Annotated in this window: 13 protein-coding genes; 5 read left to right on the top strand and 8 right to left on the bottom strand. The window is 72.8% G+C overall.

What is annotated here, in order from left to right; translation table 11 throughout:
• Positions 1 to 80 precede the first annotated feature (80 nt).
• Together ABZW17_RS46065 and ABZW17_RS46060 are read right to left on the bottom strand one after the other, a co-directional pair.
• Complete coding sequence (locus ABZW17_RS46065) at positions 81 to 1292, bottom strand: cytochrome P450 (RefSeq protein WP_354829175.1); 1212 nt, start codon at positions 1290 to 1292, stop codon at positions 81 to 83.
• 23 nt (positions 1293 to 1315) lie between these two features.
• Positions 1316 to 1729 carry an SRPBCC domain-containing protein gene (locus ABZW17_RS46060; protein WP_354829172.1) on the bottom strand — a complete coding sequence of 138 codons (414 nt, stop codon included), beginning with the start codon at positions 1727 to 1729 and terminating at the stop codon, positions 1316 to 1318.
• Positions 1730 to 1793: 64 nt separating this feature from the next.
• Here ABZW17_RS46060 and ABZW17_RS46055 point away from each other — a divergent pair, with 64 nt between their 5' ends.
• The gene (locus ABZW17_RS46055; protein ID WP_354829169.1) at positions 1794 to 2408 is read left to right on the top strand and encodes a uridine kinase; all 615 of its coding nucleotides are present in this window, start codon (positions 1794 to 1796) and stop codon (positions 2406 to 2408) included.
• Here ABZW17_RS46055 and ABZW17_RS46050 read toward each other — a convergent pair.
• The 4 genes from ABZW17_RS46050 to ABZW17_RS46035 all read right to left on the bottom strand — a co-directional run bounded on the left by ABZW17_RS46050 (position 2405) and on the right by ABZW17_RS46035 (position 6867).
• Entirely contained in the window at positions 2405 to 3562 is a 1158-nt protein-coding gene (locus tag ABZW17_RS46050; protein ID WP_354829166.1) for a glycosyltransferase family 4 protein, read from the bottom strand. The genes ABZW17_RS46055 and ABZW17_RS46050 overlap by 4 nt on opposite strands.
• An 83-nt stretch (positions 3563 to 3645) precedes the next feature.
• A complete protein-coding gene (locus ABZW17_RS46045; RefSeq protein WP_354829163.1) occupies positions 3646 to 4701 on the bottom strand; it encodes an NlpC/P60 family protein in 1056 nt (351 codons plus the stop codon).
• A 443-nt stretch (positions 4702 to 5144) separates the two neighbouring features.
• Positions 5145 to 5402 (bottom strand): hypothetical protein, encoded by a 258-nt coding sequence (locus ABZW17_RS46040; RefSeq protein ID WP_354829160.1) that lies wholly within the window; start codon positions 5400 to 5402, stop codon positions 5145 to 5147.
• Positions 5403 to 5469: 67 nt separating this feature from the next.
• On the bottom strand, positions 5470 to 6867 hold the full coding sequence (locus ABZW17_RS46035) for an NYN domain-containing protein (RefSeq protein WP_354829157.1): 1398 nt from the start codon (positions 6865 to 6867) through the stop codon (positions 5470 to 5472).
• Positions 6868 to 7159: 292 nt separating this feature from the next.
• Here ABZW17_RS46035 and ABZW17_RS46030 point away from each other — a divergent pair, with 292 nt between their 5' ends.
• The gene (locus tag ABZW17_RS46030; RefSeq protein ID WP_354829154.1) at positions 7160 to 8863 is read left to right on the top strand and encodes a DEDD exonuclease domain-containing protein; all 1704 of its coding nucleotides are present in this window, start codon (positions 7160 to 7162) and stop codon (positions 8861 to 8863) included.
• A gap of 414 nt (positions 8864 to 9277) precedes the next feature.
• Here ABZW17_RS46030 and ABZW17_RS46025 read toward each other — a convergent pair whose 3' ends face one another.
• On the bottom strand, positions 9278 to 10177 hold the full coding sequence (locus ABZW17_RS46025; protein ID WP_354829152.1) for a MerR family transcriptional regulator: 900 nt from the start codon (positions 10175 to 10177) through the stop codon (positions 9278 to 9280).
• 44 nt (positions 10178 to 10221) lie between these two features.
• Here ABZW17_RS46025 and ABZW17_RS46020 point away from each other — a divergent pair, with 44 nt between their 5' ends.
• From ABZW17_RS46020 to ABZW17_RS46010, 3 genes are read left to right on the top strand one after another with little or no spacing between them, the layout of a single operon-like run.
• Entirely contained in the window at positions 10222 to 10959 is a 738-nt protein-coding gene (locus tag ABZW17_RS46020; protein ID WP_354829149.1) for a maleylpyruvate isomerase family mycothiol-dependent enzyme, read from the top strand.
• 45 nt (positions 10960 to 11004) lie between these two features.
• Positions 11005 to 11286, top strand: a complete 282-nt coding sequence (locus ABZW17_RS46015; RefSeq protein ID WP_013224084.1) for an Lrp/AsnC ligand binding domain-containing protein — start codon at positions 11005 to 11007, stop codon at positions 11284 to 11286.
• Positions 11283 to 11471, top strand: a complete 189-nt coding sequence (locus ABZW17_RS46010) for a YdeI/OmpD-associated family protein (protein ID WP_354829145.1) — start codon at positions 11283 to 11285, stop codon at positions 11469 to 11471. The genes ABZW17_RS46015 and ABZW17_RS46010 overlap by 4 nt, the downstream gene beginning before the upstream one ends.
• A 52-nt stretch (positions 11472 to 11523) precedes the next feature.
• On the opposite strand, the gene ABZW17_RS46005 is transcribed toward ABZW17_RS46010, so the two are convergent.
• The coding region (locus ABZW17_RS46005; RefSeq protein WP_354829142.1) for a cytochrome b N-terminal domain-containing protein at positions 11524 to 12552 on the bottom strand (1029 nt) is incomplete at its 5' end.

Raw genomic sequence — 12552 nt, 5'->3', positions numbered from 1 at the left:
GCGTCCACGTCGGTGGTGGCGACGGGGTTGACCGCTGTTCGTTCCAATGCCACCTTACCACTCACGACCGCGTCCTGGCGTCACAAGCGGACGGGCAGCTCCTCCAGCCCGTGCACCAGCGAACTCGACCGGTAGACGAGCTCGTCCGCCTTGGCGTCCAGCGCGATGTCCGGGAACCGGGCCAGCAACCCGCCGAGCGCGATCTCCGCCTCCAGCCGGGCCAGCGGCGCCCCCACGCAGTAATGGATCCCGTGCCCGAAGGCCAGGTGTCCCCCGGCCGGGCGCGTGATGTCCAGCCGGTCCGGCTCCGGGTACCGCTCCGCGTCCCGGTTCGCGCCGAGCAGCGAGATCAGCACGAACTCGTTCGCCGGGATCGGCACGCCGTCGACCTCCACCGGCTCGGCCGTGAACCGCAGCGTCGCCAGGTTGATCGGGCCGTCGAAGCGCAGGAACTCCTCCACCGCGCCCGGCAGCAGCTCCGGCTCCGCGCGCAGGCGGGCCAGCTGCTCCGGCTCGCGCAGCAGCGCCAGCACGCCGTTCGCGATCAGGTTGACCGTCGTCTCGTGGCCCGCCACCAGGAGCAGGAACGCCATCGACACCAGTTCGGGCTCGGACAGGGAGTCGCCGTCGTCGGTCGCGTGCACCAGGTCCGACAGCAGGTCTTCGGCCGGCTCGGCGCGCTTCTGCGCGATCAGGCCGGTGAGGTAGCCGAACATGCTCTGCGCCGCCGCCTGCATCTGCTCCGGCCGCGCCGCCGCGCTCAGCAGCGTCCTCGACCAGCCGGCGAACTCCGAGCGGTCCTCCTCGCGCACCCCGAGCAGCTCGCAGATCACCGTGATCGGCAGCGGCGCGGCGAACGACGCCACCAGGTCGGCCCGTTCCTGCCCGGCCAGCGCGTCGAGCAGACCCGCGGTGATCTCCTCGACCCGCGGCCGCAGCCGCGCCACCGTCCGCGCGGTGAACGCCTTGTTGACCAGTTTCCGCAGGCGCGTGTGGTCCGGCGGGTCCGAGTTCAGCATGTGCTGGCTGAGGTCCTGGCCGAAGGTGCTCATCCGCGCCTCCGGCGGCAGTTTCGCCTCGAACAGCGCCCGGATGCCTTCGCTGCTCTTGTGCAGCCGCGGATCCGCCAGCAACGACCGGGCCTGCGCGAACCCGGTGACCACGTAGCACGGCAGTCCCCGCGGTGGCAGCCGCACCCGGCGCACCGGGCCGCCCCCGCGCAGCATCTCCGAGAACACGTGCGCGTCCTGGGCGAAGTCTTCCGCCACCTCGAGAATTTCGTCGCTCGTCATCTCATCCCCCAAGCCTCACCGCGTCAGCGTTCGGCGAGTGCCGCCACGACGCGCTCGGTCACGTCCTGCCAGTATGCCCGCTGTTCTTCGCGTTCTTCCGCGCCCGCAAGCCATTCTTGGTGGAACCTCAGGGTCGTCTTAGGCCCCGCGCCGCTCAGCCGCACCTGCACGGTCGAGTCGTGGTCCCAGTCGCTCGGCCGCCACGTGAGCCGGACCCGGTCACCGTCGACGTAACTGCGGATTTCGCCCACCGTGCCGTTCGCGGTTTCGTACTCCGCGCCCGGTTCCCGCGGCAGCTCGACCCCGGGACCGAGCCAGATCGCGACGCCCTCACGGCTGACCAGGAAGTCCCACACCGTCTCGGCCGAGTACGGCAGGGTTCGCGAAACGCCGATGTTCCACCCCACATCGGCCGTCTTCCCCACTGAAGAAGTCATGTCCTCATCGTGCCACCGGGGTACGGCAAAACCGGCCACCGGTCCGGGTGCAGGATCAGTACCCGTGCGCTACCGCCCGATCTCCCCCGCCGTCCTCGCCGGAGAACTCACCGACCGCATCGACGCGCTCACCACGCCGCGGATCGCGGTCGCCGTCGACGGCGCGGCCGGGGCGACGGAAACCGGAGAGCTCGCGGACGCCCTGGCTGGCCCGCTGCGCCTACGCGGCCGCGCGACGCTGCGCGTGTCGGCGCGCGACTTCCTGCGCCCGGCGTCCCTGCGCTTCGAACACGGCCGCACGAACCCGGACGCGCGCTACACCGACTGGCTCGACCTCGGCGCCCTCCGCCGCGAAGTCCTGGAGCCGCTGAAGGGGTCCGGCAACGTCCTGCCGTCGTTGTGGGACGCCGAGCGCGACCGCGCGACCCGCGCCGAGCGCGTGCCGGTGCCCGAAGGCGGGGTCGTGCTCCTGGACGGCGAGCTGCTGCTGGGCGCCGGGCTGGCCTTCGACCTGGCCGTGCACCTGTGGCTCTCCCCCGCCGCGCTGCGCCGCCGCGTGCCGGACGCCTGGGCGGTCCCGGCCTACGAGCGGTACGAGGAAGAGGTGGACCCGAGCTCGCTCGCCGACGTCGTCGTGCGCGTCGACGATCCGCGGCACCCGGCGCTCTACACGCCTTAACGGACGACGGCCACCGGATCGCCGTCCAGCAGGCCGGACAGCCGCCGCGCCATGACGTCCCAGCGCCAGTTCGCCGTCACCCAGGCCCGCCCGGCCTCGCCCATCCGGCGCGCGCGCACCGGGTCCGCCAGCAGGCTGGCCAGGGTCTCGGCCAGCTGCGTGACGTCGCGGCCGTCGACGACGTGCCCGGTGACCTCGTCGAGGACCGTCTCGGGGGCGCCGCCGGAGTTGCCGGCCACCACCGGCAGGCCGGTCGCGGAGGCCTCCAGGTAGACGATGCCGAGCGCCTCGACGTCCAGGCCCTTGCCGCGGGTGCGGGCCGGCATCGCGAAGACGTCGCCCGCCGCGTAGTGCGCCGGCAGTTCCGCCCACGGCACCGACCCGGTGAGCACGACGTCACGCTCCAGGCCCAGCTCGGCGACCAGCCCGGCCAGGGTCTTGCGGTACGGGCCGCCGCCGACGACCAGCAGCACCGCGTCGGGGACCTGCTCGCGGATCCTGGGCAACGCGCGGATCAGCTGGTCCTGGCCCTTGCGCGGGACCAGCCGCGAAACGCACACGACGGTCGGCCGGTCGCCGAGGCCGTGCCGCGCGCGGATTTCGGCGCGCCCGGCCGGGTCCGGCCGGTACAGCTCGGTGTCCACTCCGGACGGCAGCAGTTCCAGCCCGGCCATCGGGCCGAAGGCCGCGGCGAACCGGCCGCGGGTGTAGCGGCTGACGTAGGTGAGGACGTCCGCGGTGTCGCCGATGCGCCGCAGCGCCTGCCGCGACGCCGGCAACATGGACCAGCCGACCTCGTGGCCGTGCGTCGAGGCGACGACGCGGAGCGCGCCGGCCCGGCGCAGCGGGTGTCCCAGGAGGGCGAGCGGGGCGGCCGCGCCGAACCAGACGGCTTCGCAGTCCCTCGCCCGCATGATCTGCTTCGCCCGGCGAAGCACGTCCGGTGTCGGCAGCATCAGGGACGTCGGGTGCCGGACGACCTCGAACGGCGCTTCGGCGTCGAACTCCTCGTGCGAACCCGTCCGCGACTCCCACGACGGCGCGTAGACGACCAGGTCGTCCGCCGGCAGCCGGGTGGCGAGGGAGTTCAGGTAGTTCTGGATCCCCCCGGGCCGCGGCGGGAAGTCGTTGGTCACGAGCAGGGTCTTGAGCACGCCCCAGAGGCTAGCGGGAGGCACCGGCGGCGAAGGGGCGGCACCGCGTGTGCGGTACCGCCCCTTCGGGTGCTGTCCGAAGGTCACGCCGTCGGGCGGCGCGCTCCCGCGTACTGGCTCTGCAGCGGCGAGATCTTCACGACGTCACCGGTGTCGGGCGCGTGCACCATCTTGCCGTCGCCGATGTACATGCCGACGTGCGAAACGGGCGAGTAGTAGAACACGAGGTCGCCCGGCTGGAGCTGGTCCCGCGGCACCGCGGCGCCGAAGGTGGACTGCTCGCGGCTGGTCCGCGGCAGCGTGATGCCGGCCTGCTTGTAGGCCCACATCGTCAGGCCGGAGCAGTCGAACGTGCTCGGGCCGGTGGCGCCGTAGACGTAGGCGCTGCCGAGCTTGCCCAGCGCCGCGTTCAGCGCCGTCTGGGCGGCCGCGGTGGGCGCCTTGATGTCGGTGGGCGGTGTCCCGCCGCGGTCCTTCTGAGCGGCCTTGTCGGAGGTGCTCAGGTTCTTGTTGGCCGCTTCGAGCTGGTCGATCTGGTCCTGCAGCGTCTTCTGCTTGGCCTGGATGTCCTGGGTCAGCTTCGCCGCGGCGTCCCGCGCGTCCTGCGCGCGCTTCGCCGCGTCGCTGGCCTTGGCGGCCGCGTCGGTCGCTTCCTGGACGGCGCCGGTGAGGTTGCCCATCGCGGCGTTCTTGCCGGTCGCGATGACCTCGAGCGCCGACGAACGGTCCAGGAAGTCCTGGGTGGACGTGCCGGCCAGCAGCGCCGACAGCTTGTTCAGCTGGACACCGCTGGTGAACGACGCACCGGCGAACTTGTCGACCTCGGTCTGGTACTTCTTCTGGCCTTCGGACGCCTTCGCGGCCTGTTCCTTGGCCGCGTTGACATCGCCGGTGGCCTTGTCGAGCTCGCCCTGCTTCTTCTTCAGATCGTCCTGGGCGGACAGCAGGTCTTCGTTGAGCTTCTCGGCCTGGGCCGCGAGGTCGCGGTACTGGGCGAGGGCGTCGGAGCCGGTGGGCGGGGCTTGGAGCACGGGGACGGGGGCGGCGGTGGCCGACGGCTGCGCCACGGTGACGAGGGTGATCACCGAGGCCGCGGCGAGGGCACCTGAAACCACGCGCCTGAGGGAATGCGACTGCACGGTCGCGCGGGTCTCCTTTGGTCTCGGCCGCCGAAGGGGACCGGGGCGCGAAGAGGCCGGGGAGTACCTCTTCACCGCTGTCCCACCCACCACGCGCGCGAACCGTGCGCTTTTGCCATGCACGGACCGCACCAGGTGAAGCACGCGGTGGTGGTTCCGGTTCCCAGCTTCCCGACAAAGCTGCGCCCGGCGGCGATCTCGCGTCGCCGTCTCCACAGACGGCCGGGGGCCACGAGATCTCGGACAGGTTACGAAAAGACCGCCACCACGTCCACCACCTCCCGGCCAAAAACGCTGAGTGACACCGGGGAACACCATCGGACCAGGGGATGAAGCATCCTGTGATGGGCGTTACACGCTGGGGTTTTCCGGAGCGCTATTCGACTACCGACCGTTCACCGATTCAACCGACCATTCGGCGCGCCGCCACGAATCGGTGGAAATCAGGCGGTGCGCCGGATCGGTTCTTCCACGAGCCGCAGCCGCGGCACCATCCCGGCTTCGGCCAGCGCGTCCACCGCGCGCCGCTCGTCGGCGTCCCACACCACCGCGGGTGGCGCACCGAGCAGCACGCTCACCACGCAGTCGTGGCACGAGATGCCGCGCACGGCGCAGCGGTCGCAATCGACCACCAGGTTCTCGATGTCCGAAACGGCGATGTGCGAGACGTCCACTCCGGACAGCTCGGGGGTGTCGCCCATGTGGTCCTCCTCACGTCGGGACTGACTGAGGACGACGGTAGGCGCCACCACCGACAGTTTCCGGCGGTCAGACCCTCGACAGGCGGCTGACCAGCACCGATGACGGCGCGGGGTGGGCGCCACGGCCCCGCACGGAGTCCGCGACGGCGCGGTCGGACGTCGCGACGACCATCGGCCGCCCGGCCGGCTCGGCGGCGACCAGGTTGCGGATCACGTCGTCGGCCAGCACCCCGCGGTCGGAGAACAGCACCCGCACGCCGCGGGGCACCGAGGCGGGGACGGAGAGCACGCCGGCGCCGTCGAAGACCACGGTGACCTCGGCGGAGGTGCGCGCGGCCAGGGCGGAGAGCTGGTGGATCAGCCGGTCGCGCTGGTCGGCGAGGGCGAGCTCGGGGTAGCCGGTCTTCGTGACGTTGTAGCCGTCGACGATCAGGTGCACGTTGGGCAGCGCGAGGTAGCGGTCCAGCGTCGTCACGTCGGCGATCTTGCCGCCCTGGCCGGTGCCGGAGCTGGCGCCGCGGACCATGTCCGCCGGGCGGGCGCCGCGCGCGCCGAGGGCGAGTTCGCGGCGCAGGCCGGTGACAGCGCCGTCGATGGTGTCGATGAGCAGGGCGAGGCGCACCTCGTCGGCCTGCCGGGCCTCGCGGGCGGACTGGCGGGCGATCTCGGCGTCGGCGACGGCGCGTTCGGCACGGGCGCGTTCGCCGGCCACGCGCTGGCGTTCGCGCTCCAGCTGGGTGGTGAGGGCCGCTATCTCGTCGTTGCGGGCCGCGGAACCGCGTTCGGCGTCGGCGGACGCCGCTTCGGCCGCGTCGCGGGCCTGGCGCAGCTGGACGCCTTGTTCGCGAAGGCGCTTCAGCAGTTTCTCGACTTCGCCTTCACGCTCGCCGCGGGCATTTTCGGCGGCTTGTTTCGCTTCGGCGAGTTCGGCGCGGACCTGGGCGAGCTCGCCTTCGAGCCGCTGGGCGCGGGCGAGCGCGGCGTCGCGCTCGGCACGCAGGGCGTTTTCCTCGGCGTTCCGGGCGACCAGCCGCACCCGCCCGGCGGCCCCGGACTCCCCGAGCAGCACGGCGGCGGCCGCCGCGGCGACCGAGTCGGTGGCGTTCGGGTCGAGCGCGTCGGTGCGGTGCTCGCGCAGCCATTCGATGACGGCCGTCCGGAACTGCGACGACTCACCGAGGGCAGCGAGCAGCGCGGCCCCGCCGAGCTTGGCCCGCTTGGCGGGCGCGAACTTGGCCACCGGCCGCAGCTGCCGCGGCACATCGGTGGCGGGCAGCTTGGCCACGGCGGCCGCGGCGAGCTCGGCGATGCGGTCGCGCACCGGTTCGGGCAGGGTGGGCCAGGTGGCGGGTTCGGGCCGTCCGCCCTGGTCAGCGAGCTCCTCGGCCACCTCGGGCCGCGACGCGACACCCGAGGGACCCACGGGGTCCCCGGGCGGCTCCGGCACGAGCGGCTGCGGGTGCATTGGTCCAGGGTAGGCCCCGCCCACACATCCCGCCCCGCGCGGCACACGGACCGGCAACGCACCCCGAAACCGACGAGCCACGCCCGGTGAGCAAAAGCCCCGCCGGGACCGTTCCAGCGGCACCAGGCGACGGCGCGACCGGCATCGGCCCCGCGGCGGCGCCCGGGGGTGTCCGAGACACGTGCTGGATCCCGCGAGACTCGCCTGTTCACCAGCAGCGCCGTCCCCCGCGGGCGGCGTACGGACCGGCTGCGCGCGGAAACTGTCGGTGGTCGCCTCTAGTGTCCCGCCCATGCGTCCGGTCCAGGCACAGCTCGCCTTCGACGAGCTCGGAACCCCGTTGCGGGACACCACTTTCGTCGTCTTCGACCTCGAGACCACCGGGGCCCCGCCGGGGCCGTCGGGGATCACCGAGATCGGCGCCGTCAAGGTGCGTGCCGGCGAGGTGCTGGGCGAGTTCGCCACGCTGGTCAACCCGGCGATGGTGATCCCGCCGCAGATCGTGTCCCTGACCGGGATCACCCAGGCGATGGTCTACGACGCGCCGCCGATCGAGGAGGTGCTGCCGGCCTTCCTCGAGTTCATCGGGAGCTCGGTCCTCGTGGCGCACAACTCCGGCTTCGACACGTCCCACATGCGCGCGGCCTGCGAGGGCCACGGGTACGTGTGGCCGAAGCTGACCGTCGTCTGCACGGTCCGCCTGGCGCGGCGGGTGGTGCCGCGGGACGAGGTCGGCCGGTACAACCTGACCGCGCTGGCCCTGCTGTTCGGCGCGAGGACGCGGCCGACGCACCGGGCGCTCGACGACGCGCGCGCGACGGTCGACGTCCTGCACGGCCTGCTCGAGCGGGTCGGCAACGTGGGCGTGCACTCGCTCGAAGAGCTGATGGGGTACCTGCCGGAGGTGACGGTCGCCCAGCGGGCGAAGCGCCACCTGGCCGCGGACCTGCCGTCGGCTCCCGGCGTCTACCTGTTCAAGGGGCCGAAGGACGAGGTCCTGTACGTCGGCACGGCGAAGGACCTGCGCCGCCGCGTGCGCACGTACTTCACGGGTTCGGAGAACCGCAGCCGGATCCGGGAGATGGTCGCGCTGGCCGAGCGCGTCGACCACGTGGTGTGCGCGCACGCGCTGGAGGCGGAGGTCCGCGAGCTGCGGCTGATCTCCGCGCACCGGCCGGCGTACAACCGGCGGTCGAAGAACCGTCACCAGGGCTGGTGGATCGGCCTGACGGACGAGGCGTTCCCGCGCCTGTCGGTGGTGCGCCTGCCGCGGCCGGGGGTGCTGGGCCCGTTCCGCAACCAGGCCGACGCCCGCACGACGGCGGACACCCTGGCCGGGGCGTCGGGGCTGCGGACGTGCACCCAGCGGATCTCGCCGCGCTCGCCCAACGGGACCCCGTGCGTGCTGGCGGAGCTGGGCCGCTGCGGAGCACCGTGCGCGGGACGGCAGAGCGTGGAGGCGTACGGCCCGGCGGTCGAGTCGGTGTCGGGCCTGATCGCGGGCCTGGACGGCCGCCCCCTGCACTCGGCGGCCGCGCACGTGGAGCGGCTGGCCGAGGGTCAGCACTACGAGCAGGCGGCCCGCCACCGCGACGAGCTGGCGGGCCTGATCCGCGCTTTGGGCCGGGCACACCGCCAGGCATCCCTGGCCTCGATCGGCGAGCTGATCGCAGCCGGCCCGGACGGCGCGGGAGGCTGGGAGCTGGCGGTGATCCGCTACGGCAGATTGGCTTCGGCCGGCGTGGCCCGGCGCGGCGTACCGCCGATGCCGGTGGTGGAGGCGCTGGTGGCCGCGGCGGAGACGGTTCTGCCGGACCCGGGACCGTTGCACGGCGCACCACCGGAGGAGGTGGGGGTGCTGCTGCGCTGGCTGGCCCGCCCGGGGGTGAGGCTGGTCCGCACCACACGCCCCTGGGCCGAGCCGGCAGCGGTGGCGGGCTGGCAGGGCTGGCTCAGCCTGGTATCGGAGGCCCACTCCCTGGAGCACGTCGGCTGACACCCGCCTCACGCACCCATCCGACTCGCGTACCCGCAGGGTCGGCTCGCGTACCCGCAGGGTCGGCTCACGTACCCAGCCGGTCGGCTCGCCCCGCACGGTCGGTTCGCCCCGCACGGCTGGCCGGCGTACCCAGTCGCTCGGACTCGCGCCCGGCGTACCTGAAGGGTCGGTTCACGTACCTGGAGGGTCGGCTCGCGTACCTAGGCGGTCGGTTGGCGTGCCCGGAGGGTCGGCTCGCGTGTTTGGAGGGGCAACTCGCGTGATTGAGGGGCCAACTCGCGCCCGACCGGCTGAGTACGCGAGCCGACCGCCTGGGTACGCGAGCCGACTGGCTGGGTACGTGAGCCGACCGGCTGGGGGCGCGAGGCGGCTGGGTGGGTACGGGAGCTGGGCGGGAGGGTGGGGGTGGGGTTAGGCGACTGAGGTGTTCAGGGCGTCCAGCAGCCACGTGTGGGTGACACCCATCGGCGCCGCCTCGCCGGTCACCTCGCCCGCCAGGTGCCAGTAGCGGCGCAGCCGCGGATGCCGGTCCCCCGCCGTCCGGTGGTTCAGGAAACGGCGGAACGCCGGGCTGTCCGCCGCTCCCCACGCCGCCGCGTGGGCCGCCACGAACCGGTCCAGGGCCGGCCCCGGTGCCGGGCGCTCCCCCGCCGCCACCTGGGCCGATGCCACCGCGCACGCCGAGCCCACCTCCGCGTGGAGCGCACCCAGGTCCGCGATGCGCTCGTGGCCGGCCAGCGTGCTCGCCTGAACGTGCGTCGCCAGCCCCGAAGCCAGCAGCACCAGCTCCGCGTACGCCACCACCTGGCCCGTCGTCGGCTGGGCGGGGGGCTCCGGCGCACTGACCCCCAGGAACATCCGGGCCGTGTCCGGCGGAATCGGGCCCGTCGTCATCGGGCGCCACAGGCGGACCAGCGTCTCGTGCGCCGCGTACCCGTCCTGGACCGCGGACAGCAGCTCGAGCCGGGCCGCGCGGTCGGCCGGAGGCGCCTCCGAGACCGCGTGGAGCACTGATCGCCGCCAGGCCAGCGTCGCCAGCTCGCGGTCCAGCGCCGTCCGCTCCGCCGCCACGGCGTCGTCGAGGGAACAGCGGCCCGCCAGGACGTCGGTGATCGGACGCAGCCCGAGCCCCAGTCCGCGCAGCCGGCGCACCAGCGTCAACCGGTCGATCGCCGCACTGTCGAAGCGCCGGTGGCCGCCGGCGCTGCGGACCGGCGCCAAGACGCCCTCGTCGCAGTAGAAGCGGATCGTGCGGACGGGCACGCCCGTCCGGCGCGCCAGCTCCCCGATGCCGAGTGTGTCTCCGGTCACCTTCGGTCGAACCTCCAGCCGGGTGGAATTCCTACGGTACGGCCATGGACAACGCAAGACTCGCCGAAGCGCTCCACGACCACACCGCCGGGTTCGCCGCGGCCGCCGGAAAAGCCGATCCGGACGGGCGCGTGCCCACCTGCCCGGAATGGCCGGTGCGGGTGCTCGCCGGCCACCTCGGCCAGGCCCACCGCTGGGCCGCGAGCATCGTCCGGGAGGGACCGTCGCCGGTTCCCGACCCGTTCGACGCCGACCCCGGCGCGCCCGAGCAGTGGCCCGACTGGCTGCGAGAAGGCGCCGCCGACCTCGAAGCCGCCGTGCAGGCCGCCGGCGACACCCCCGTGTGGACGTTCTTCGGCCCGCAGCCCGCCCGGTTCTGGCTGCGCCGGATGCTCCACGACACCACCATCCACCACGCCGACGCCGCGCTGCTGACCGGCACGGACTTCACCGTCGCCCCGGACCTCGCGGCCGACGCCATCAGCGAGTGGCTCGAAGTGCTGTCCGACCCCGTCACCGCGAGCCTCAACCCCGCCTTCGCCCAGCTCCGCGGCACCGGCCAGACCCTCCGCCTCGAACCGGACGCCGGCCGGGGCTGGCTGATCACCCGCACCCCGGACGGCGTGCGGTGGACCCGGGAAACCGCCGCCGCGGACGTGACCCTGACCGGCCCCGTCCCCGACCTCCTGCTCGTGTTCACCCGGCGCCTGCCCCTGGACCGCATCACCCTCACCGGCGACGAAGCACTCGCCGCGCACTGGCTGGCCCACACCGCGGCGTAGCTAGGATCGCGGGCGACCCCGCAGACGAGTCTTGGAGGACCCCAGGTGATCACCGCGATCGTGTTGATCCAGGTAGAGGCGGACGCGATCCCGGACGCCGCGCAGGCGATCGCCGACATCGAGGGTGTCGGCGAGGTCTACTCGTGCGCCGGGGACGTCGACCTCATCGCCACCGTCAAGGTGTCGACGCACGAGGAGCTGGCCGACCTGATCCCCGGCCGGATCGGGAAGGTCCCGGGCGTGCTGGACACCGTCACGCACATCGCGTTCCGGTCCTACTCCCGCGCCGACACGGAATCGGCGTTCTCGATCGGTGTCGAGGATTGAGCGAGCTCCCCACCGAGCTGGCCGACGCCCTCGCCGCCGCACCGGACGCCGCGGCCCTGTTCGAGGCCCTGCCACCCTCCCACCGGCGTGAGTACGTCCAGTGGGTCGCCGAGGCCAAGAAGCCCGAGACACGCGACTCGAGGGCGGAGAAGACCATCGCCCGGCTCCGCGCCGCGAAGAGCTGAAGACACGACGAAGGCCACCTCCCGGAGGAGGTGGCCTTCGTCGTGTGTGGACCTAGTGGTCCGACTGCTTGGCGGCCGAAGCCGTCTCCGCGGAGTCGAACTCGCCGTGCTGGCCGTGCTGGCCGTTTTCGCCACCGGAGTGGCCGTTGCCGTGCGCCCGCTCGAGCGCGCGGGTCTCGTCGGCCGGGTCCGGCGACCAGAACGTGCCCGGCACGGCCGAACCGGCCGAACCCAGCTTGTTCATCTTCTTCGGCACGGACGCGCCCTGGTACTCGAGCGGGATCGCGTGGCCGTGGCTGTCGACGCCGCCGAGCGGCTGGTGGATCTCGATGAACTCACCGTGCGGCAGCCGCTTGATGATGCCGGTCTCCACGCCGTGCTCCAGCACCTCGCGGTCGGCCCGCTGCAGGCCCAGGCAGATGCGGTAGGTGAAGTAGTACGCCAGCGGCGGCACGATCAGCACGCCGATGCGGCCGGCCCAGGTCGTCGCGTTCAGCGAGATGTCGAAGCTGTCGGCGATGATGTCGTTGAAGCCGGACAGCTCGATGACCATGAAGAAGCCCAGCGCCATCGCGCCCAGCGCCGTGCGGACCGGGACGTCCCGGGGCCGCTGGAGCAGGTTGTGGTGCGCGGTGTCCTTGGACAGCTTCCGCTCGATGAACGGGTAGCCCAGCAGGAGCCCGAACAGGATCGGCATGCCGATCGCGCCGGGGAAGAACACCGCCGGGATCGTGTAGTTCCCGAGGTAGACCTCCCAGGCCGGCCAGATCCGGAGCATGCCGTCGGCCCAGGCCATGTACCAGTCGGGCTGCGAGCCCGCCGACACCTGCGCCGGGTTGTAGGGGCCGAAGTTCCACACCGGGTTGATCTGGAACAACCCCGACATCAACGCCAGGACCCCCACGACCAGCGTGAAGAACGCCCCGCCCTTGAGCGCGAAGTACGGCATGATCCGCACCCCGACCACGTTGCTCTCCTTGCGCCGAACCCCCGGGAACTGGGTGTGCTTCTGATACCACACCAGCGCCAGGTGCGCCCCGACCAGCGCCAGCATGATCCCCGGCAGCAACAGGATGTGCAG

This window comes from Amycolatopsis sp. NPDC004625, from assembly GCF_040609695.1.
Taxonomy (GTDB): Bacteria; Actinomycetota; Actinomycetes; order Mycobacteriales; family Pseudonocardiaceae; genus Amycolatopsis.
The sequence above is the reverse complement of the archived record's forward strand: the minus strand, read 5'-3'. Positions and strand labels throughout refer to the sequence as shown.

Excerpts from the sequence above, each read along its gene's own strand:
- ABZW17_RS46020 (WP_354829149.1), top strand. The coding sequence starts at position 10,222 with ATGGACAACGCAAGACTCGCCGAAGCGCTCCACGACCACACCGCCGGG.
- ABZW17_RS46060 (WP_354829172.1), bottom strand. The coding sequence starts at position 1,729 with ATGACTTCTTCAGTGGGGAAGACGGCCGATGTGGGGTGGAACATCGGC.
- ABZW17_RS46065 (WP_354829175.1), bottom strand. The coding sequence starts at position 1,292 with ATGACGAGCGACGAAATTCTCGAGGTGGCGGAAGACTTCGCCCAGGAC.
- ABZW17_RS46030 (WP_354829154.1), top strand. The coding sequence starts at position 7,160 with ATGCGTCCGGTCCAGGCACAGCTCGCCTTCGACGAGCTCGGAACCCCG.
- ABZW17_RS46040 (WP_354829160.1), bottom strand. The coding sequence starts at position 5,402 with ATGGGCGACACCCCCGAGCTGTCCGGAGTGGACGTCTCGCACATCGCC.
- ABZW17_RS46035 (WP_354829157.1), bottom strand. The coding sequence starts at position 6,867 with ATGCACCCGCAGCCGCTCGTGCCGGAGCCGCCCGGGGACCCCGTGGGT.